Consider the following 18,004-nt stretch of genomic DNA (forward strand, 5'->3'; position numbering starts at 1 on the left):
ACCCGGAAGTTAAGCCCTTCAGCGCCGATGGTACTGCATGGGAGACTGTGTGGGAGAGTAGGACACCGCCGGACATTTTGTGAGGAAGGCCCCGCCGTTCACGGCGGGGCCTTTCGCATTTTCGGATGTCCGCTCAGGGCTCGATCAGTGCCTTCGCGTAGTTGGACAGGGAGCGGTTGTAGCGCGGCAGATGGCGGGAGAGCGCACCGAGCGCCAGCGCGGCCGCCTCGCGGTCACGGTCGAGATCGGTGAGCGCCAGGGCGAGGAAGGCCGTGACGGCGTCGTCCAGCTCGTCGGAGCCGGCGTCGCGTTCCGCCGTGAGAAGCCTGACGCTCTCCTCCGCCTCGCCGAGGTTGCGGAGGGTGCTGGCGAACTGGATGGTCGCCTGGCGCCGATGCGAATCGGGCAGGCCCTCGGCGAACGCACGACGGTAATGGACGGCCGCCTCGGCCTCATGCCCGGTGGAGTCATAGGCGGAGGCGAGTTCGTACTCGGCGATGGCGTTTCCGGCGGGCAGCTCGCCGGCCAGGTCCTTGACCTTGGCGAGGAAGTCCTGCGGTTCGTGATCATCGAAGGTGGCCCAGAGGTCGGCGATCCGCCGTTGCCACCGTTCGTCCGGAATGGTCATCCGGGAAGCCTTTCACACGACGCCGGTGGTGCGCCCGGCGCGCCCGCTGGGCAGGGACGCAACGCGTGTGCAACGTGTGATGAGTGATAATTAAACTGTCTGGCGATGACCGGACTCATGGTCGCGCCGGTGCCAACCCACACACTGCACCGGCGCGGCCACCGGCCCGTGTCACAGATCGGCGTGGTGGCCGTGCGTGTCGCGGTCAGGAGTAGGTGACGTGCTCCGTCCCGGCAGTCCGAAGAGGGCGATCCCGGCAAGGAAACAGGCCCCGGCGATGATCGGAAGGGCCCCAGGGCCGAGGGAACCGATGGCCCAGCCGCCGAGACCGGCTCCGAGCGACGCACCGAGGTAGACGGCACTACTGCTGAGTGCGAGCGCCTGCGGACCGACTTCAGGACCGGTGAGTGTTAGGACGCGTGCCTGCACGGCCGGCGGTACCGACCAGGCTGCGGCCGACCAGACCAGCAGCAGCGGGACGACCAGGGCCAGGTGGACGGGACGCGCCGGCCAGCACATAGCGAGCCCCGCCATCGCCAGGGCGAACGCCGGCGCGGCCAGGCCGAACGACCGCTGCGGGCCGATGCGGTCGACGAGGGTGCCGCTGAGCCGTGCACCGGCGATACCGGCGAGCCCGGTGAGCGTGAGCAGCAGCCCGAGGCCGGACGGCGTCACACCCGCGAGGCCGTGCAGCAGGGGAGCCAGGTAGGTCTGGATCATCATGTTGCCGAGGACCGCGACGGCCGCGGCCAGCAGGGCGCGGAGGACGGCGGGCGCCGCGAGCGGGCGGAGCCGTTCGCCGAGTCCGGCGAGAGGAGGCGGCGGGACGTCCGGAAGGGTGGCGCGGAGGCAGGCCAGCGCCACCGCGCCGAGGACTCGGGCAGAGCACGCGCGTCCTCACGCATCACTTCGCGGACAAGGACGCGCTGCTGGCGGCGCTGCTGAAGCGGCTCGACGAGGTCCAGCACGAGCAGCTGCGGGCCACCGAGGGCTGGGACGACGCGGACCGGGGGATCGGCGCGATCGTCCGCGACTCGTGGCACCGCCACCTCGCGCCGGAGAACATCGCGCACACGCGGCTGATCCACGAGATCGAGGGGCTCGCGGCGGCGGGCCGCCTCGGCGACCGGGTACCCGCGTTCCTGGCCGCGCGGGCCGAGTTCGTCGCCGGAGCGCTGGTCGCCCGCGGCCTGGGGCCGGACGAGGCCCGCGTCAACGCGACGCTCCTCAACAGCGCCTACTCCGGCCTGCAGGCCGACTTCCTCACGACCGGCGACCGCGAGCGGGTCGAGGCCGCCCTCGACCGGCTCTGCGCCCTCGCCGACTCCTGGACGGCCGGCCGCCCCGGCTGACCGGCGCGGTGCGCGCCGGTCAGGGGGCCGTGTGCGTCCAGGTGAGCAGGGTGAACGAGCGCCGGTCGCCCTCGACGACGGTGGCCGGCGCGTCGGTCGGCCGGTAGCCCGCGGACCGCGCGACCGCGATGCTGGCCTGGTTGTCCGGCTCGATCTCCAGGAGGGTGCGGGGGAGCCCGGCTTCGGCGTGCGCGTAGCGGGTCATCAGCTGGAGAGCGCGCGAGGCGAGGCCCTGCCCCCGGTACCGGGCGCCGACGACGTAGCTGATGGTGCCGAGCAGCCGGTTGAGCCGGATCTCGCCCTTCGCCTCAAGGCCGTCGGTCGTGATCGCGAGCTGGACGCGCTCGCCGCTGCGTCCAGCCTTGCGCGCGTCGTCCAGATAGCGCCGGGCCGCAGCGAGGTCGAAGGGCGAGGGGAGCGGGGTGCGGTGGGCGACCACCGGGTCATCGAGCAGCGCGACGAGGGCGTCCAGATCGCCGTCCGCCCATTCGCGCAGCACCAGTCCGTTCCCGCGCACTCGTCGCGGCGGTGGCGTCTCGTCCATCAGGCACCTCGCTCCGCTCCGGTCAGGCGCCGGGGTCCTCCCGGAACGCGGCGGCGTTGCGGGCGCACCAGTCGGCGAACGTCCGCGGCGCGCGTCCGGTCAGCCGTTCCACCGTATCCGTGCGGAACCCCGTGGTGTCCGCGCGCATCAGCGCGAACCCCTCGACGAGGGCTTCGGCGAGCGCCGGGGGAGCGCCGGCGGGGAACCGGGCGCGCACCGCCTCCTCCGGCGTGCGGACCTCCCGTATCCGCAGGTCGCGGCCGATGGCGCGGGACAGGATGGCGACCTGTTCGGCGACGGTGAGCAGCTCGTCGCCGGTGAGCGCGTACGCCTCGCCCTCGTGGCCGTCCCCGGTCAGGACGGCGGCGGCCACGGCGGCGATGTCGGCGGTGTCGATCGGCGCGAACCGGCCGGGGCCGACCGGGTCGAGGACGTACCCGCCCTCCCGGATGGTCGGCAGCCACTCCAGGGCGTTCAGCATGAAGCCGCCCGGCCGCAGGATCGTGGCGGGGACGCCGGACGCGCGGACCGCCTCCTCCCGCTCGTGGTGCCAGCGGCCCATGGCGGGCATCGGGTCGCCGAGCACGTTCGTCGACGACAGGAGCACGATGTGCCGGACCCCGGCGTCGCGTGCGGCCGCCGCGGCGTTCGCCGCCTGGGCGGTGCCGATGCCCGGGGTGAGGAGGAACAGCCGCTCGGCGCCGCGGAAGGCGGCCGGCAGGGTGGCGGGGTCGTCCAGGTCGCCGACCGCGCGCTCGGCGCGGGCGGGCAGGTCGGCGGCGCGGGCCGGGTCGCGGACGAGGATCCGCACGTCGGCGCCCTTGGCGTCCAGCTCGCGGACGAGGTCGCGGCCGATGTTCCCGGTGGCTCCGGTGACGAGTAGCATGGCCTCTCCAGAAGTCGTTTGCCGTCTAATGAACACGGGGAACGTTAGCCGGTAAATGATTGGCCGTCAATCGATCTTTCGGAGGCCCGATGCCCGAGTTCCTGGACCTGCACGGCAGGACGTCGAAGGCGCTCCGCGCGGCGGCCGACGACGGCATGCGCCGGCACGGGCTGCATCTGGGGCAGAACCACCTGCTCGCCGCCCTCTGGGAACGCGACGGCCGCACCCCCGGCGAGATCGCCGCCGAACTGCGCGTCACCACGCCCACCGTCGTCAAGATGGCCACCCGGATGGCCGCCGTCGGGCTGCTCACCCGCCGCCGCGACGAACGCGACAACCGGCTCGTCCGGCTGTGGCTGACCGACGAGGGGCGGGCCCTCCAGGAACCGGTCGAGGGGGAGCGCCGCGCCTTGGAGGAGGCGGTCCTTGCGGACCTGACCGGGGCGGAGCGCGAGCACCTGATGGCCGCCCTCGAGAAGATCCACCGCGCCGCGACCGCCCTGCTCGAGGACTCCCGCTCGGCGGACTGACCCGTCCCGCCCAGGGGACGTTGCCGGCCGCTCATTCCCTCGTAGAGATCAATTCCGCGTTCTGTCAGAGGCCGTTGTTAGTTTGCGGGCATGACTCTGCTCGGGACGTACGAGGACGGCGATTATCGAGCCGAATTCGGCGCGCTCGTGGTCCGTGGCTTCTGGCCCGCCGGGGTCGGAGGAACGGGCGAACTCCGCCACCTGAATCTGCCCCTTCTCGCGGAGGACGCCTTCGCGGGAGGGGCGCGGAGCGATCTCGCCAGGGCGGGCGCCGGCTGGGTTCTCGGCACCGCGGCCCCGCATGCGCACGTGCGTCTGGAGGCGCATGACGCCCCGCCCGGACGAGGTTCCGGTGGGTGGAGCGATGCGCTCGATACGCCGTTTCTCACTTCGCGCGGCGATATAAAGCTGACCCGCGGGCGCGGCGACGATTCGCCATGGAACCTGAAACTCGCACGGGCCGGGCTGCACCGGCTCCGCGTTCTCCGCCGCCGGACCTCCGACGGGCACCGATGGCTTCTGCAATTCTGGCCGGTGGCCGGTTCTCCCGAACCGCCGCGATTCCTGGCCCGTTCCCGTCCGGCCGTCGCCACCGGCGGTCCGGGGCAGGGGGACAAGCGCTACGGGCCTCTGGCCATGGACGTCCTGTCGGTGGCGCTGTGGTCGCCCGGCCGCCACACCCGCGCCGCCCTGGCGGATCGTCTCATGGCGACCCCCGAGCAGGTCCGCGAGGCGCTCCGGTACCTGACGAGGCGCGGGCTGCTGCGCGTCGGCGGCGCCGACGCCGGTCCCACCTCCACGATCGCCCTGGTTCCCGAACGCCCGCGTCCTCCCGGCGTGAGCGTCCCGTCCCCGGCACGGCCCTGGTCGACGGCCGCACGATGAGCCGGCCCGGCGGGGCGGTGAGGGGTCAGGCGGCGTAGTTGCGGACGAGGCGGAGCGCCTCGGCGGCGTCCGGGCCTTCGGCGGTGAGGGCGGTCTGCTCGGGCGTGAGGCGGCGGGCGCCGACGCGGCAGAAGTCCGCCGCCGGACCGGTGATCCGGTTGGGCGCCGCGGGGTCGCCGAAGGTCCAGCGGGTGCCGTCCGGTGCGGTGAGGTCGCAGTGGACGGCCGCGTCGGGACGGTCCGCGACGGAGAACGCATAGGGAAGGGTCCGGTGGGCCAGCCAGGCGATGTGGCGCAGGCGGCCGGTGTCCGGGTAGTCGATGCCCAGCGGGACGGTGATGTCCTGCGCGTGCGCCCAGTGCTCGGCGAGCCGCGTCGTGGCGAGCGTCCGCGGGGACAGGGACGTCCGCACCCAGGCGAGGCGGGTGCCCGGCGGGTAGGAGCGGAGCGTGTCCGGCGTGGCGAACGCCGCCTTGCGCCAGCGGGCGAGCAGGGCGTCCGGCGGCATGCCGCGCTCGGCCGCGACCAGGCCGGCCATCGCGCCGTCGACGGTGGTCGCGGTGGACGGCAGGAACGACCCGGTGTCGCCGACGGCCGGGCTGCCGACCGCCTCCTCGCTCTGCGCGAGGTGCAGGACCACGTCGGCGACCGTCCAGCCGTCCGCGCCGGACGGCGCGGACCACTGCGCCGGGCTCAATGCCGCCAGCACGGCGTCCAGTTGCCGGTACTCGGCCGCGAGGTCGTCGAGGACATCCGCCATGCCGCCACCTTACCGAATTGCGTTCGGTTCGGCGGTGGCCGATGGCGGCCGCCCCGCGCGCCGTTCGTACCGGCGGCTCGCGGGGCCCGGCCGCCACCGGCGGCTCGCGATCAGCGGGCGATGAGGTCGACGACGCCGGCGGTGCCCTCGTCGGGGTGGCCGTCGTCGAGGCGGCGCCGCATCAGGTCCATGAAGGGCGTCAGCAGCTCGGGGCTGACCCCCTGCTCCTCGGCCGTGCGCAGCAGCGTCGCGTTGCCCCGCACCATCATGGCGAGGTTGGACGTCACGCCCCTGGTGTAGTCGCCGCTGTCCAGCTGCTCGGCCATGCCGTTGGCGTAGCCGGCCATGGCCGTGAGCCAGCCGCTGAGCATGGGGGCGAAGTCCTTCAGCGCGACGTCCTCGCCGCGGACGAGCGCGAACGCGTGCGCGACGCCGGCGAACATCCCCGTCATCGCGCTGAGCAGCGCCACGTCGTGCAGGGCGGCGAAGCCGGGGTCCTCGCCGACGTAGACGGTTCCGGCGGGGACGGCGAGCGTGGCGCGGTGCTCGTCGAAGAGGGGACGGGACCCGCTGTAGAAGACGTAGCCGCCGGACCTCTCGGCCCCGATCATGGGCGGGACCGCCATGATCCCGCCGTCCAGGAAGCGGGCGCCCCGCTCCTCGGCCCACGCCGCCCGCGCGCGGGCCTCGGCGGGGGTGCCGGTGGTGAGGTCGACCAGGTCCTTGCCCGCCAGGTCCGCGTCCGCGAGGACCCCGCGGACCGACGCGTCGTCGAGCAGGCAGACGACGACCAGGTCGCCGGCCGCGACCGCGGCGGCGGCCGTGTCCGCGACCTCGGCGCCCGCGGCGGCGAGGGCATCGGCGCGGCCGGGCGTGCGGTTCCAGACGGTCAGCGAGCGCCCGGCGGCGAGCCAGGCGCGGGCGAGCGCCGTCCCCATGTCGCCGAGCCCGAGCAGAGTGAGCGAAGTGGTGTCCGAATCAGTGTGGTTCATGCCGACTAGGCTTCTCGTGGGGCCCGCGGATGATCAAGTACGCACTTCGAAGTGCGTGGTTACCGCAGGGTCAGTGAGCCGGCGGGAGGGCTGATGGGGATCGGGCGGAGGCCGGGTGCGTACGTGTGCGGGATCGACGCGGCGATGGACGTGATCGGCGGCAAGTGGAAGGTCCTGATCCTGTGGGCGCTCGCCGAGCGGCCCTGCCGGTTCGGTGAGCTGCGCAGGAACCTGCCCGGGGTGACCGAGAAGGTGCTCACCGCCCAGCTGCGCGAGCTGGAGGCGGACGGCATCGTGCACCGCGAGGTGTTCGAGGAGGTGCCGCCCCGGGTGGAGTACTCGCTGACCCCGCTGGGCGCGTCGCTGAACGAGGCGCTGGCGCCGCTCGGCGCGTGGGGGCGCGAGCACATCATCGGCGGCGCGTACGAGGCCCGCCACGAGGCCCGCCACGAGACCAGCCACGAGACCAGCCATGAGGCCCGCCACGACGTCCGCCCGCCGGCGTCATGCTGACGGCCGCGCTCGCGTTCGCCGGGGCCGCGATGATCATCAACGTGATGCCCGGCCTGGACACCCTGCTCGTGCTCCGGACGTCCGTCGCGCTCGGACGCGGCGGAGGGTTCGCCGCGGCGCTCGGGATCGTCGCGGGCTGCTGCGTGTGGGGGCTCGCCACCGCGATCGGCCTCACCGCGCTGCTGACGGCGTCCCGCCTCGCCTACGACGTCCTGCGCGTCTGCGGCGCCGCGTACCTGGTGTGGCTGGGCGCCACGGCGCTCTGGAAGGCCAGGCGGGAGCAGCCCGCCGAAGAGGTGCCGGAACCGGCCGTGGCCGGGTCGCGGTGGGCGGCGTTCCGGGCCGGGGTCGGGACGAACCTGCTGAACCCCAAGGCGGGGGTGTTCTACATGAGCCTGATCCCGCAGTTCGTGCCGCACGGGGCGCCGACATTCGGCACGACCGTCCTGTTCACGGCCATCGACGTCGTGGAGTTGGCCGTCTGGTACTGGCTGGTGTCGGGCGCGGCGGCGAAGCTGGCGGAGCGGCTGCGGCGGCCGCGGGTGCGGCGGCGCCTGGAGCAGGTCGCCGGGGTCGCGTTCCTCGGGTTCGCGGCGAACCTTCTCGCGGACCGCGCCTGACGGGTCCGGATCGGCCGTAGGCTTGCACGGGTGACCGAGAAGCTCTGGGAGATCGAACCGTCCGGACCTCTGCGCGGCGACGTCACCGTGCGGGGGGCGAAGAACGCCGTCAGCAAGCACATGGTCGCGGCGATGCTCGGCGCGGAGCCGAGCACCATCCGCAACGCCCCCGACGTCGGCGAGGTCGGGATCACGGCCGGGATGCTCGAACACGTCGGGATGGCCGTCGAGCGGTCCGGCGGCGAGATCACCGTCGTGCCCCGCCCGGTGGCGGACCCCAGCGTCGGCAAGGCGTTCACCGGGCTGAACCGGATCCCGATCCTGATGCTGGGCCCGCTGCTGCACCTGGCCGGGGAGGCGTTCGTCCCGCTGGTCGGCGGCGACCCGATCGGGCGGCGGCCCGTCGACTTCCACGTGGACGCGCTGCGCGCGTTCGGCGCCGAGGTGACGATCGCGGCCGACGGCATCCACGCCCGCGCGTCCCGGCTGGTCGGGACGCGGATCGACCTGCCGTACCCGAGCGTCGGCGCCACCGAGACCGTGCTGCTCGCGGCGGTCAGGGCGCAGGGCAAGACGGTGATCAGGAACGCGGCGACCGAACCGGAGATCATCGAGCTGGCGCTGTTCCTGCAGCGGATGGGCGCGCGGATCTCGTTCGCGCCCGACCGCCGGATCGTCGTCGAGGGCGTCGACCGGCTCGGCGGGGCCGTGACGCGGCTGGCGGGCGACCGGATCGAGGCGTTCTCCTACCTCGTGGCGGGGCTGGTGACCCGCGGCGAGGTGCGGGTGCACGGCTGCCCGCAGGACCGCCTGGTCACCGCGATCACCACGCTGGCCCGGATGGGCGCCCGGTTCGAGATCACCGACGACTGGATCATGGCGTCGGCGCCGGACGGGCTGCGTCCCGCGGCCGTGCAGACCGACACCCACCCCGGGTTCGCGACGGACTGGCAGACGCCGCTGATGGTGCTGTTCACGCAGGCGGACGGCATGTCGGTGCTGCACGAGACCGTGTACGAGAACCGGCTCGCGTACGTCCCGGCGCTGCAGAGCATGGGCGCGGAGATCGAGGTCTACGACACGTGCCTCGGCGGTCCCGCGTGCCGCTACCACGACACGGCGGCGCTGCACTCGGCGGTCGTGCGCGGGGTGTCGAAGCTGCGCGGCGGCGACGTGACGATGCCGGACATCCGGGCGGGGTTCTCGGCGGTGCTCGCGGCGGCGGTCGCCGAGGGGCCGTCCACGCTGCGCGGCGTCCACCACATCGAGCGCGGCTACCACCGGCCGGTCGAGCAGTTCCGGGAACTGGGCCTCGCTCTGCGCGCGGTCTAGCCGGCGGCACCGCCGCGCGGTCAGGTCAGGGTGGCCGGTCCGGAGATCGCCCGCGCCTTTCCGCGGCGGGTAGCGTGGGCCGTTCGTCCGCACGGAGGGACCGACCGTGGAATTCGACCGGCGCGACCCGTACCCCTGCTACGCCCGGGCCAGGAAGGTCGAGGGGCTCACGTTCGTCCCGGAACTGGACGCCTGGCTCGTCGCGCGGGACGCGGACGCCCGGGCGGTGCTGCGCGACGCGGAGACGTTCTCGTCCGCCGGCGCGATGCGCCCGGAGGCGCTGCCGGGGCCGGAGGCGATCGCGGTGCTGGAGACGGTGCCGTCGGGGCGCCCGGTGGTGCTGTCGGCGGACGGCGACGAGCACCGGTGGGTGCGCGAGCCGCTGGTCCGGGGGCTGTCGCCGCGGCGGGTCGCGGCGGCCGTCCCGTTCATCGAGCGGCGCGCCGCCGACCTCGTCGCGTCGTTCGCCAGGGACGGGCGCGTCGAGCTGATGTCCCGGTACGCGCGGGTCCTGCCGGGCGAGGTGATCGGGCACCTGCTCGGGCTCGACCCGGCGGACGTCCCGGCGGTCGTGCGGGGCAGCTACCGGGCCGAGGAGCTGGTCTTCACGCCCATGGAGCCCGCCGAGCAGGTCGCGGCGGCGCACGAGGTCGCCGGGATGAAACGGCTGCTCGAGGCGCTGGTGCGGGGGCGGGACGGCGATCCCGGCGACGACCTGACCGGCGAGATGATCCGGGCGATCGAGCCGCACGGCACGCTGATCTCCAACCTGCAGAACCTGCTGCTGGCCGGGCACCTGACGACGACGGCGCTGATCGGCACCGCCGTCCTGCACCTGCTGCGGGACCGGGACCAGTGGGAGCTGCTCTGCCGGCGGCCCGAGCTGGCCGCCGCTGCGGTCGAGGAGGCGGCCCGCTTCGACGCGCCCGTCCAGGGCTTCCGGCGGGTCGCGACGCGGCCGGTGACGATCGCCGGGACCGACCTTCCCGCGGGCGCGCAGGTGTTCGTCGCCTTCGGCGCCGCGGGCCGCGACCCGGACGCCCACGCCCGGCCGGACGCGTTCGACATCACGCGGGAACCCGCGCGGCATCTGGCGTTCGGGCACGGCGCGCACGCCTGCCCCGGGGCGCAGCTCGCCCGCGAGCAGGTGCGGATCTCGCTGGTGACGCTGGCGCGGGAGCTGCCCGGCCTGCGGCTCGCGGGACCGGTGGAGACGCAGCCGAACCTGATCCACCGGTCGCCCGAGGAACTGATCCTTACCTGGTGATGGCCGAAACCTCCAAGACGTCCGCGCCGCGCGCGGCGAGGCTGGGGGCATGGATCTGAACAGGGCCTCCGACTTCATGGCCACCCATGCCCGCCTCCTCGACCGCCGCCGTTTCGAGCTGCTCACCGGCGAAGGGGACCGGGACGCCGCGCTGGCCGCGCTGAACGCCTACCGCAACCCCGACGGCGGGTACGGCCACGGCCTCGAACCCGACCTGCGGTCGCGGACGAGCCAGCCGGGCCCCGCGCTGCACGCCTTCGAGGTGTTCGCCGAGCTGGCGCCCGTGGCGGCGCCCGAGGCGGCGGCGCTCTGCGACTGGCTGGAGACGGTGACGCTGCCGGACGGCGGCATCCCGTTCGGGGTGCGCGTCCCGGACCCGGCCGGATGCGCCCCGTTCTGGACGGGCGCCGACCCGGCCGCGTCATCGTTGCAGATCACCGCGGTGGTCGCCGCGACGGCCCATCGCGCCGCCGCCCACGACCCGGCGGTCGCCGCGCATCCGTGGCTCGCCCGCGCCACCCGCTTCTGCCTGGACGCCGTCCGCGCGAAGACGGAACCGCACGCGCTGGAGCTCGCGTTCGCCCTGTGGCTCCTGGACGCCGTCCATGCGGCCGAACCGGAGGCGGCCGAGCTGATCGCGCTGCTGGGCGAGCACATCCCGCCGGACGGCCTCGTCCATGTCGCGGGCGGGCTGGAGGACGAGATGATGCGGCCCCTCGACTTCGCGCCCCTGCCGGGCACTCCGGTAAGGGCCCTGTTCGCGCCCGACGTCGTCGCCGCCGAGCTCGACCGGCTGGAGCGCGCGCAGGAGGCGGACGGCGGGTGGCGCGTCGACTTCGCCAGCTACTCGCCCGCCGCCGAACTGGAGTGGCGCGGCTACCAGACCGTCAAGGCCGTCTCGATCCTGCGCGCCAACGGCCGCGCCTAGACGGCCGGCCGGGACCGCCGCGTCAAGGGCCGCCGGGCCGGTTTCCGGCCGTCCCTCGCGCGTGATGTGCCGCCGTTCGTGGGAAGGGGTGTAGGGCCGCACCCGCGCACGGACGGAAAGGGGATCCGGATGCCGCCCAGGCCGACGGGGAACGTGCTGATCGTGGGCGCAGGGCCGACCGGGCTCCTGCTCGCGGGGGACCTGGCCGCGGCCGGCGTGGAATGCACCGTGCTGGAGCGGCGCCCGGCGGAGACCGAGAACCTGACCCGCGCGTTCGCCGTGCACGCGCGCACGCTGGAACTGCTCGACGCGCGCGGCGTCGCCGACGAGCTGGTCGCGACGGGGGAGCGGGTCGGCGGGCTGCGGCTGCTCGGCGCCGCGGCGCTGGACCTGTCGCGGCTCCCCGGCCGCTTCCCGTTCGCGCTCGTCACGCCGCAGTACGAGACGGAGCGGGTGCTGCGCCGGCGCGCGCTGGAGGCCGGCGCGGAGATCGTCCACGGCGCGGAGGCGACCGGGCTCCGGCAGGACGCGGAGGGCGTGGACGTCGACGTCCGGATGGCCGACGGGTCCACGGCGACCCGCCGCGCCTCGTACGTCGTCGGGACCGACGGCGTCCGCAGCACCGTCCGCACGGCGCTCGGCCTGCCGTTCCCCGGCCGGGCCGTCGTGCGGTCGGTGATGCTGGCGGACGTGCGGCTGGACGACGCCCCCACCGAGGTCCTCACCGCCGGCGCGTCCGGTGACGCGTTCGCGTTCATCGCCCCGTTCGGCGACGGCTGGTACCGGGTGATCGCCTGGGACCGCCGGCACCAGGTCGCCGACTCCGAGCCCGTCGACCTGGCGGAGGTCCGCGACGTCGCGCGCCGCGCGCTCGGCTCCGACCACGGGATGCGCGACCCGCGCTGGACGTCGCGCTTCCACAGCGACGAGCGGCAGGTGCCGCGCTACCGGGTCGGGCGGGTGTTCCTCGCGGGCGACGCCGCGCACGTCCACTCCCCGGCGGGCGGCCAGGGCATGAACACCGGGATGCAGGACGCGGCGAACCTCGGCTGGAAGCTCGCCGCCGAGCTGAACGGCTGGGCGCCGTCGTGGCTGCTGGACAGCTACCACGAGGAGCGCCACCCGGTCGGCAGGCAGGTCCTGCGGGGCAGCGGCGCGCTGCTGAGGTTCGCGATGGTCGAGCAGCCGTGGCTGCGCCGCGGGCGGGCCGTCGCGGCCTGGGCGGCGACGCACGTCCGGCCGGTCGCGCGGCGGCTGGCCGGCGCGGTGTCCGGCATCGACATCGCCTACCCGGCGCCGCGCGGCGCGCACCGCCTCACCGGCATGCGCGCCCCGGACGTCCCCGTCGCGGGCGCCCCGGGACGCCTCTACCGGCTGCTCGGCGACGGGCGGTTCGTGCTCGTCGTCGCGGCCAACGACCCGGCGGTCACCTACCTGGCGACCAAGCGGTGGGCGGGACGGGTGCACTGCGCGCTCGCGGGCGGCGCGACCCGCACGACCGCGCTCGTCCGGCCCGACGGCTACATCGCGTGGGCGTGCGACGAGACCGCGCCGGACCGGCGCGCCACCGCGATCCGGGAGGCGCTCGCGCACTGGTGCGGGCGCCCGGCGGACCATGCGGCGCACGACCGGGAGCGTCCCGCCCGGCCCGTCTGAGCGCGTCTGAGCGCGTCCATTCCACGACCGGAGGGAGCGGAGGAAACGCCCATGGCCAACGGCACGGGAGGCCGCAACGTCGCCCGCAAGCTGATCGCCTCGCACCTCGTGAGCGGCGAGATGGAGCCCGGCACCGAGATCGGGATCCGCGTCGACCAGACCCTCACCCAGGACGCCACCGGCACGATGGTGATGCTGGAGCTGGAGGCGCTCGACCTGGACCGGGTCCGCACGGACGTGTCGGTGCAGTACGTCGACCACAACCTGCTGCAGGCCGACGAGCGGAACATGGCCGACCACATCTTCCTGCGGTCGGCGTGCCGCCGGTACGGCCTCTGGTACTCCAAGCCCGGCAACGGCGTCTCGCACCCCACGCACATGCAGCGGTTCGGCGTGCCCGGCGCCACGATGGTCGGGTCCGACTCCCACACGTGCGCGGCGGGGTCGCTCGGCATGCTCGCGATGGGCGTCGGCGGGCTGGAGGCCGCCATGGCGATGGCGGGCGAGCCGATCCACGTGACGATGCCGGAGATCTGGGGTGTCCGCCTCACCGGGGAACCGCCTCCGTGGGTCAGCGCCAAGGACGTGATCCTGGAGATGCTGCGGCGGCACGGCGTCCGCGGCGGCGTCAACCGGATCATCGAGTACCACGGGCCGGGACTGGCGGCCCTGACCGCGATGGACCGGCACGTCATCGCGAACATGGGCGCCGAGCTCGGCGCGACGACGACGGTGTTCCCGTCCGACGAGCGCGTCCTGGAGTTCCTGTGCGGCGAGGACCGCGAGGACGACTTCACCGAGATCCTCGCCGACCCGGACGCCTCCTACGACGTCACCGACGAGATCGACCTGTCGGCGCTGGAACCGCTGATCGCCCGGCCGTCCTCGCCCGGCGACGTGGTGCCGGTCCGGGAGGCCGCGGGGGAGGAGGTGCACCAGGTCGTGGTCGGGTCGTCGGCGAACCCGGGACTGCGCGACTTCGCGTCCGTCGCCGCGATCGTCAAGGGCCGCCAGGTGCATCCGCACGTGTCGCTGGACGTGAACCCGACCTCCCGGCAGATCCTCGTCGACCTCACGAAGATGGGCGCCGCCACCGACCTCGTCCAGGCCGGCGCCCGGATCCACCAGGCCGGCTGCCTCGGCTGCATCGGCATGGGGCAGGCGCCCGCGATCGGCCGCAACAGCCTCCGGACGTTCCCGCGCAACTTCCCGGGCCGCTCCGGGACCGCCGACGACCGGGTCTGGCTGTGCTCTCCGGAGACCGCCGCGGCCGCCGCGCTCACCGGGAAGATCACCGATCCGCGCGAGCTGGGCATGGAGCCGCCCGTCCTCCGCCTGCCGGAGCGCTCCAGCGTCAACCGGGAGATGCTCGAAGCGCCGCTCCCCGAGGACGAGGCGCGCCGCGTGGAGCTGGAGAAGGCGCCGAGCATCGGCGTGCTGCCCGAGCTGGACCCGCTGCCGGACGAGCTGGACGTGCCCGTGGTGATCAAGGTGGGCGACGACGTGTCCACCGACGAGATCCTCATGGCGGGCGCACGGGCCCTCCCGTACCGCAGCGACATCGCCAAGCTGGCCGACTTCGCCTTCGTCCGCATCGACGAGGGCTACCCGGACCGGGCGCGGGAGGCCGGGGCGCATGCTGTCGTCGGCGGCCGCAACTACGGGCAGGGCTCGTCCCGGGAGCACGCCGCGATCGCGCCGCGCCATCTCGGGCTGCGGCTCGTCCTCGCCCGCGGATACGCCCGCATCCACTGGCAGAACCTCGTCAACTTCGGGATCCTGCCGCTGGAGTTCGCCGATGAGGCCGACTACGACCGCGTCGAGCAGGGCGACCGGCTGCGGATCGAGGGCGTCCGCGCGGCGCTGGAGACGGGGGCCGAGATCGAGGTCCGCAACGTCACCAAGGACGAGACGTACCGCGCCCGGCACCGGCTGTCCCCTCGCCAGCGCGAGCTCGTCGCCGCAGGAGGCCAGATCCCGCTGCTGCGCGAGCGCGCTCGCCGTTGAGGCGCGGCGGGTCGCCGTCATGAGGCTTCATGAGGCCGGTCATGACGACGGCCCGCCGCGGGCGACGTCGTTCCGGGGGCTGGTCAGAAGCGGCGGTTCTCCCGGCCGTAGCCGAGCTCGTCGGCGACGTCGGCGACGTTCTCGTACTCGCGGTCGGGCAGCGTCTCCAGCGCGCCGACCGCCGCGTCGTCCGCTCCCGCGCCCGAGGCGTGCGCGACCAGGTCGCCGGGGCGGGCGGGGTAGCGGACGCCGGAGAGCAGCCGGGCCAGGTCGCTGCGGCCCTCCACGTCGCCCGCGCTCATCCCGGGCGGGGATCCCTCGCGCGGGTCGCCGGTGGCGGCGGTCGGGTCCCAGGGCGCGTCACCGGAGTACGGCTCGGTCTCCTTGAACTCCTCGGCGTGGGTGGGGTGCCCGCCGCGGACCATGCCCTCCGTCTCGTGGCCGATCTCGTCGTCCACCTTGGGACCGTGCTTGTCGCTCTTGTCTGGCATGTTCGTCCTCCCTGCGCCTTGACAGGAAGAGCGTTCCCGGGCGGGGTCGTCTAAACAGGCGGCGATCACCGCGGGCGGGCGCGGTACGGTGTGGCGCATGCTGCCGGAGGAGGGCGTGAACGCCGTTCGGGTCGTGGTCGGGCTGCTGGTCCGCGGCGAGTACGAGGAACTGGAGACACTGACCGAGGCCCGCCGGCTCACCGCGGCGGAGCTCGCCGCGGCCGTGGCGCGGCACGGCCGGGACCTGATCAGCCCGCCGGACGCGGCGTTCCGGGAGATCGACGCGGTCGCCGTCCCGCACGAGCCGGCGGACGAGCACGCGTTCCACGTCGCGTTCCCGCTCTGGACGGCCCAGGACGGCCTCTCGGACCTCACGCTCGGGCTGACGCTCACCGAGGTCATGGACGGCGTGTGGACGGTCGAGCTGGACGGGATCCACGCCGCCTGACCGCGCCCCGCGACCGTCCGGCCTTCTCGTGCGGGCCAATATGATCATGGTGGGGCCCGGGCGGCCCCGGCCCGTCCACCCGCCGGAGAAGGGCGAGGGGTTCGAGGCCGTCCTCGAGGAGCCGAGGCTCGGCCTGGTGTGCTTCCGGCCGCGCTGGGACGGCCTCGACGACGGCGAGGCCGACGCCGCGACGATGCGGCTGATGGAGCGGCTCAACGCGTCCGGCGACCTGTACCTGACCCACACCAAGGCCGGCGGCCGCGTCCTGCTGCGCGTGGCGATAGGCGCGGCCGGCACGACCGACGCGCACGTGGACGCGGCGTGGTGGCGGTCAGCCCTGCGACAGCCGGATCGTCCGCAGGATCCGCCGCACCAGCGACGCCGACCCGGACCCGTCGCGGTCCGGCTCCTGCGGGCTCCCGCCGGGCTCGGGCGCGGCGGGGGCCGCGCGCCGGAGTTCGCCCGCCAGCTCGTAGTCGACCGGCAGGGAGCGCAGCCCGCGGATGAGCGGGGACGAGCGCCAGGCCAGCTGGTCCGGCGGCAGCGCCAGCCGCAGCCCGGCGAACCGCTCGAACAGCCGCTCCACCGCGATCGTGGTGATGGTCGTCGCGAGGTCGCGGCCGAGGCAGGCGTGCGGCCCCGCGCTCCACGCCAGGTGCGCGCGCGAGCTGTAGATCGAGTCGGGCGCGGCGTTCCCGGTGAACGCCGGGTCCAGGTGCGCGGCGGCGGGCGACACCATGACGGGGTCGCCGGCCGCGATCTGGAACCGGCCGACGCGCACGTCGGACCGCGGCCAGCGGAACGCCAGGTTCGCCATCGGAGGGTTGGCGGTGGAGGCCCGGTTGATCGCCTCCTGGATCATCCCGGCGGACAGGCTGTCGCGGGCACCGGTCTCGCCGATCAGCACCTCGGTGATGGTGTTGCAGATGAGCGTGCCGGTGACGTCGCCGACGAGCCCCGTCATCATCGCCATCTCGCCGGTCAGCTCCTCGGCCGTGAGGTCCGGCACCGCCGCGAGCATGTAGGACGGCAGGTCCTGGCCGGGGGAGGCGGCCCGCGCCGCGCACACGCCCGCCATCCGGGCCAGCAGCCGCGTGGACGCCTCGTGGGCGTCCGGCCCGGCGTCCAGGACCCGCCACAGGTCGACGATCAGCCCGTCGTCCTCGTCCGCGCCGGTGCCGAGGAGGCGTCCGACGACCATCAGCGGCAGCGGCCGGGCGTACTGCGCCGCGAGGTCGGCGTAGCCGGTGCGGCCGCCGTTCTCGGCCAGCACGTCGATCAGCTCGTCCGCGTACCGGCGGACGGCCTCCTCCAGCGCCTTGGCCTCCGGGCGGGTCCGGTCCTGGAACGGGCGCAGCCCCTCGCTCCACGCGCTGCGCAGCCGGGTGGAGTCGGCGCCGTCGCGGAAGCCGCAGTTGTCCGACTCGACCACCGGCAGCAGCGGCCAGTCCGCGGGGACCGCGCCTTCCCGGTAGGCGCGCCACGAGTCGAGCCGGCGGCTCCATACGCCCCGGGAGTCGCGCAGGATCTCCAGCGTCTGCGGGTAGCCGATGACCAGCCACACCGGCACGCCCAGCACGTCCACCGGCGCGACGGGCCCGTACTCGGCGCGCAGCCGCTCGTAGAACACGGCGGGGCGCGTCTCGTAGTCGCGGTTGAGGAGCGGCTGGACGGCCAGCGACTCCAGCGGCGGATGGGCGGGTGCGGCCTCGGCCTGCGGGATCTGGGGCTCCACGATCACAAACCTTAGAGAGTTCCTCCCGGCCTGGCCGGTTGATGGGGAAAACTCCCAAGTTGATCTTCGGAGGGGGTGCGGATCGCCGTCCGGGGCCGGGATGTGTGAGGCTAGGGGTGCCCCTATGAGAGCTGGAGGTCCGCATGGCCGACCCGAACGGAGACGGTGAGACAGGCGAGGACGACGTGAAGCGCAGGTTCAGGGAGGCCCTGGAGCGCAAGCGCGGCGCGTCGGAGAAGAACGCCGGCGGGGCGGGGCGGAACGGGTCGAAGGTGCGGGGTGTGCACGAGCGCGCCGACCACCAGCGCCAGTTCCGCCGCAAGAGCGGCTGATCCGGCCGCTCGGCGCTCAAGACCCCCGCGCGCGAAGGCGCGGGGGTCGTTCCATGGCGCGGGACGCCCGGGAGCACGGACGCCCGGGAGCACGGGCG

At 74.4% G+C, this 18,004-nt stretch carries 19 protein-coding genes; 11 read left to right on the plus strand and 8 right to left on the minus strand.

What is annotated here, in order from left to right; all coding sequences use genetic code 11:
* Positions 1-133: 133 nt before the first annotated feature.
* The 4 genes from amrb99_RS14435 to amrb99_RS14450 form a co-directional block, all read right to left on the minus strand.
* Positions 134-628 (minus strand): tetratricopeptide repeat protein, encoded by a 495-nt coding sequence (locus tag amrb99_RS14435; protein ID WP_190856462.1) that lies wholly within the window; start codon positions 626-628, stop codon positions 134-136.
* A gap of 171 nt (positions 629-799) precedes the next feature.
* Positions 800-1,492, minus strand: coding sequence for an MFS transporter (locus amrb99_RS14440; protein WP_190856463.1), 693 nt, complete (start codon positions 1,490-1,492; stop codon positions 800-802).
* Positions 1,493-1,999: 507 nt separating this feature from the next.
* A complete protein-coding gene (locus amrb99_RS14445) occupies positions 2,000-2,524 on the minus strand; it encodes a GNAT family N-acetyltransferase (RefSeq protein ID WP_190856464.1) in 525 nt (174 codons plus the stop codon).
* 22 nt (positions 2,525-2,546) lie between these two features.
* Positions 2,547-3,410: an NAD(P)H-binding protein gene (locus tag amrb99_RS14450; RefSeq protein ID WP_190856465.1), complete on the minus strand. Its 864-nt coding sequence runs from the start codon at positions 3,408-3,410 to the stop codon at positions 2,547-2,549.
* 89 nt (positions 3,411-3,499) lie between these two features.
* Here amrb99_RS14450 and amrb99_RS14455 point away from each other — a divergent pair, with 89 nt between their 5' ends.
* Positions 3,500-3,940, plus strand: coding sequence for a MarR family transcriptional regulator (locus amrb99_RS14455; protein ID WP_190856466.1), 441 nt, complete (start codon positions 3,500-3,502; stop codon positions 3,938-3,940).
* Between the two features lie 90 nt (positions 3,941-4,030).
* The gene (locus amrb99_RS14460; RefSeq protein ID WP_190856467.1) at positions 4,031-4,825 is read left to right on the plus strand and encodes a hypothetical protein; all 795 of its coding nucleotides are present in this window, start codon (positions 4,031-4,033) and stop codon (positions 4,823-4,825) included.
* A 25-nt stretch (positions 4,826-4,850) separates the two neighbouring features.
* Here amrb99_RS14460 and amrb99_RS14465 read toward each other — a convergent pair whose 3' ends face one another.
* A complete protein-coding gene (locus amrb99_RS14465) occupies positions 4,851-5,585 on the minus strand; it encodes a maleylpyruvate isomerase family mycothiol-dependent enzyme (RefSeq protein ID WP_190856468.1) in 735 nt (244 codons plus the stop codon).
* Positions 5,586-5,695: 110 nt separating this feature from the next.
* The gene (locus amrb99_RS14470; RefSeq protein WP_190856469.1) at positions 5,696-6,577 is read right to left on the minus strand and encodes an NAD(P)-binding domain-containing protein; all 882 of its coding nucleotides are present in this window, start codon (positions 6,575-6,577) and stop codon (positions 5,696-5,698) included.
* Positions 6,578-6,670: 93 nt separating this feature from the next.
* Here amrb99_RS14470 and amrb99_RS14475 point away from each other — a divergent pair, with 93 nt between their 5' ends.
* From amrb99_RS14475 to amrb99_RS14505, 7 genes are all read left to right on the plus strand, one after another.
* A complete protein-coding gene (locus amrb99_RS14475; protein WP_190856470.1) occupies positions 6,671-7,090 on the plus strand; it encodes a helix-turn-helix domain-containing protein in 420 nt (139 codons plus the stop codon).
* Complete coding sequence (locus amrb99_RS14480) at positions 7,084-7,710, plus strand: LysE family translocator (protein ID WP_190856471.1); 627 nt, start codon at positions 7,084-7,086, stop codon at positions 7,708-7,710. The genes amrb99_RS14475 and amrb99_RS14480 overlap by 7 nt, the downstream gene beginning before the upstream one ends.
* Before the next feature lie 30 nt (positions 7,711-7,740).
* A complete protein-coding gene (gene murA / locus amrb99_RS14485) occupies positions 7,741-9,042 on the plus strand; it encodes a UDP-N-acetylglucosamine 1-carboxyvinyltransferase (protein WP_190856472.1) in 1,302 nt (433 codons plus the stop codon).
* A gap of 106 nt (positions 9,043-9,148) precedes the next feature.
* Entirely contained in the window at positions 9,149-10,309 is a 1,161-nt protein-coding gene (locus amrb99_RS53120; protein WP_190856473.1) for a cytochrome P450, read from the plus strand.
* A 49-nt stretch (positions 10,310-10,358) separates the two neighbouring features.
* The gene (locus tag amrb99_RS14495; protein ID WP_190856474.1) at positions 10,359-11,237 is read left to right on the plus strand and encodes a hypothetical protein; all 879 of its coding nucleotides are present in this window, start codon (positions 10,359-10,361) and stop codon (positions 11,235-11,237) included.
* Between the two features lie 129 nt (positions 11,238-11,366).
* Complete coding sequence (locus tag amrb99_RS14500) at positions 11,367-12,893, plus strand: FAD-dependent monooxygenase (RefSeq protein ID WP_190856475.1); 1,527 nt, start codon at positions 11,367-11,369, stop codon at positions 12,891-12,893.
* Between the two features lie 51 nt (positions 12,894-12,944).
* Complete coding sequence (locus amrb99_RS14505) at positions 12,945-14,900, plus strand: aconitate hydratase (RefSeq protein ID WP_190856476.1); 1,956 nt, start codon at positions 12,945-12,947, stop codon at positions 14,898-14,900.
* 83 nt (positions 14,901-14,983) lie between these two features.
* Here amrb99_RS14505 and amrb99_RS14510 read toward each other — a convergent pair whose 3' ends face one another.
* Positions 14,984-15,391, minus strand: coding sequence for a DUF2795 domain-containing protein (locus amrb99_RS14510; protein ID WP_190856477.1), 408 nt, complete (start codon positions 15,389-15,391; stop codon positions 14,984-14,986).
* A gap of 97 nt (positions 15,392-15,488) precedes the next feature.
* Here amrb99_RS14510 and amrb99_RS14515 point away from each other — a divergent pair, with 97 nt between their 5' ends.
* Entirely contained in the window at positions 15,489-15,839 is a 351-nt protein-coding gene (locus amrb99_RS14515) for a hypothetical protein (RefSeq protein WP_190856478.1), read from the plus strand.
* A 331-nt stretch (positions 15,840-16,170) separates the two neighbouring features.
* Here amrb99_RS14515 and amrb99_RS14520 read toward each other — a convergent pair whose 3' ends face one another.
* Positions 16,171-17,574, minus strand: a complete 1,404-nt coding sequence (locus amrb99_RS14520) for a cytochrome P450 (protein ID WP_190856479.1) — start codon at positions 17,572-17,574, stop codon at positions 16,171-16,173.
* A 143-nt stretch (positions 17,575-17,717) separates the two neighbouring features.
* Between amrb99_RS14520 and amrb99_RS14525 the strand changes: the two genes are divergently transcribed.
* Positions 17,718-17,906, plus strand: a complete 189-nt coding sequence (locus amrb99_RS14525; RefSeq protein ID WP_190856480.1) for a DUF5302 domain-containing protein — start codon at positions 17,718-17,720, stop codon at positions 17,904-17,906.
* Positions 17,907-18,004: the final 98 nt, after the last annotated feature.

It is taken from the genome of Actinomadura sp. RB99 (assembly GCF_014706005.1).
Taxonomy (GTDB): Bacteria; Actinomycetota; Actinomycetes; order Streptosporangiales; family Streptosporangiaceae; genus Spirillospora.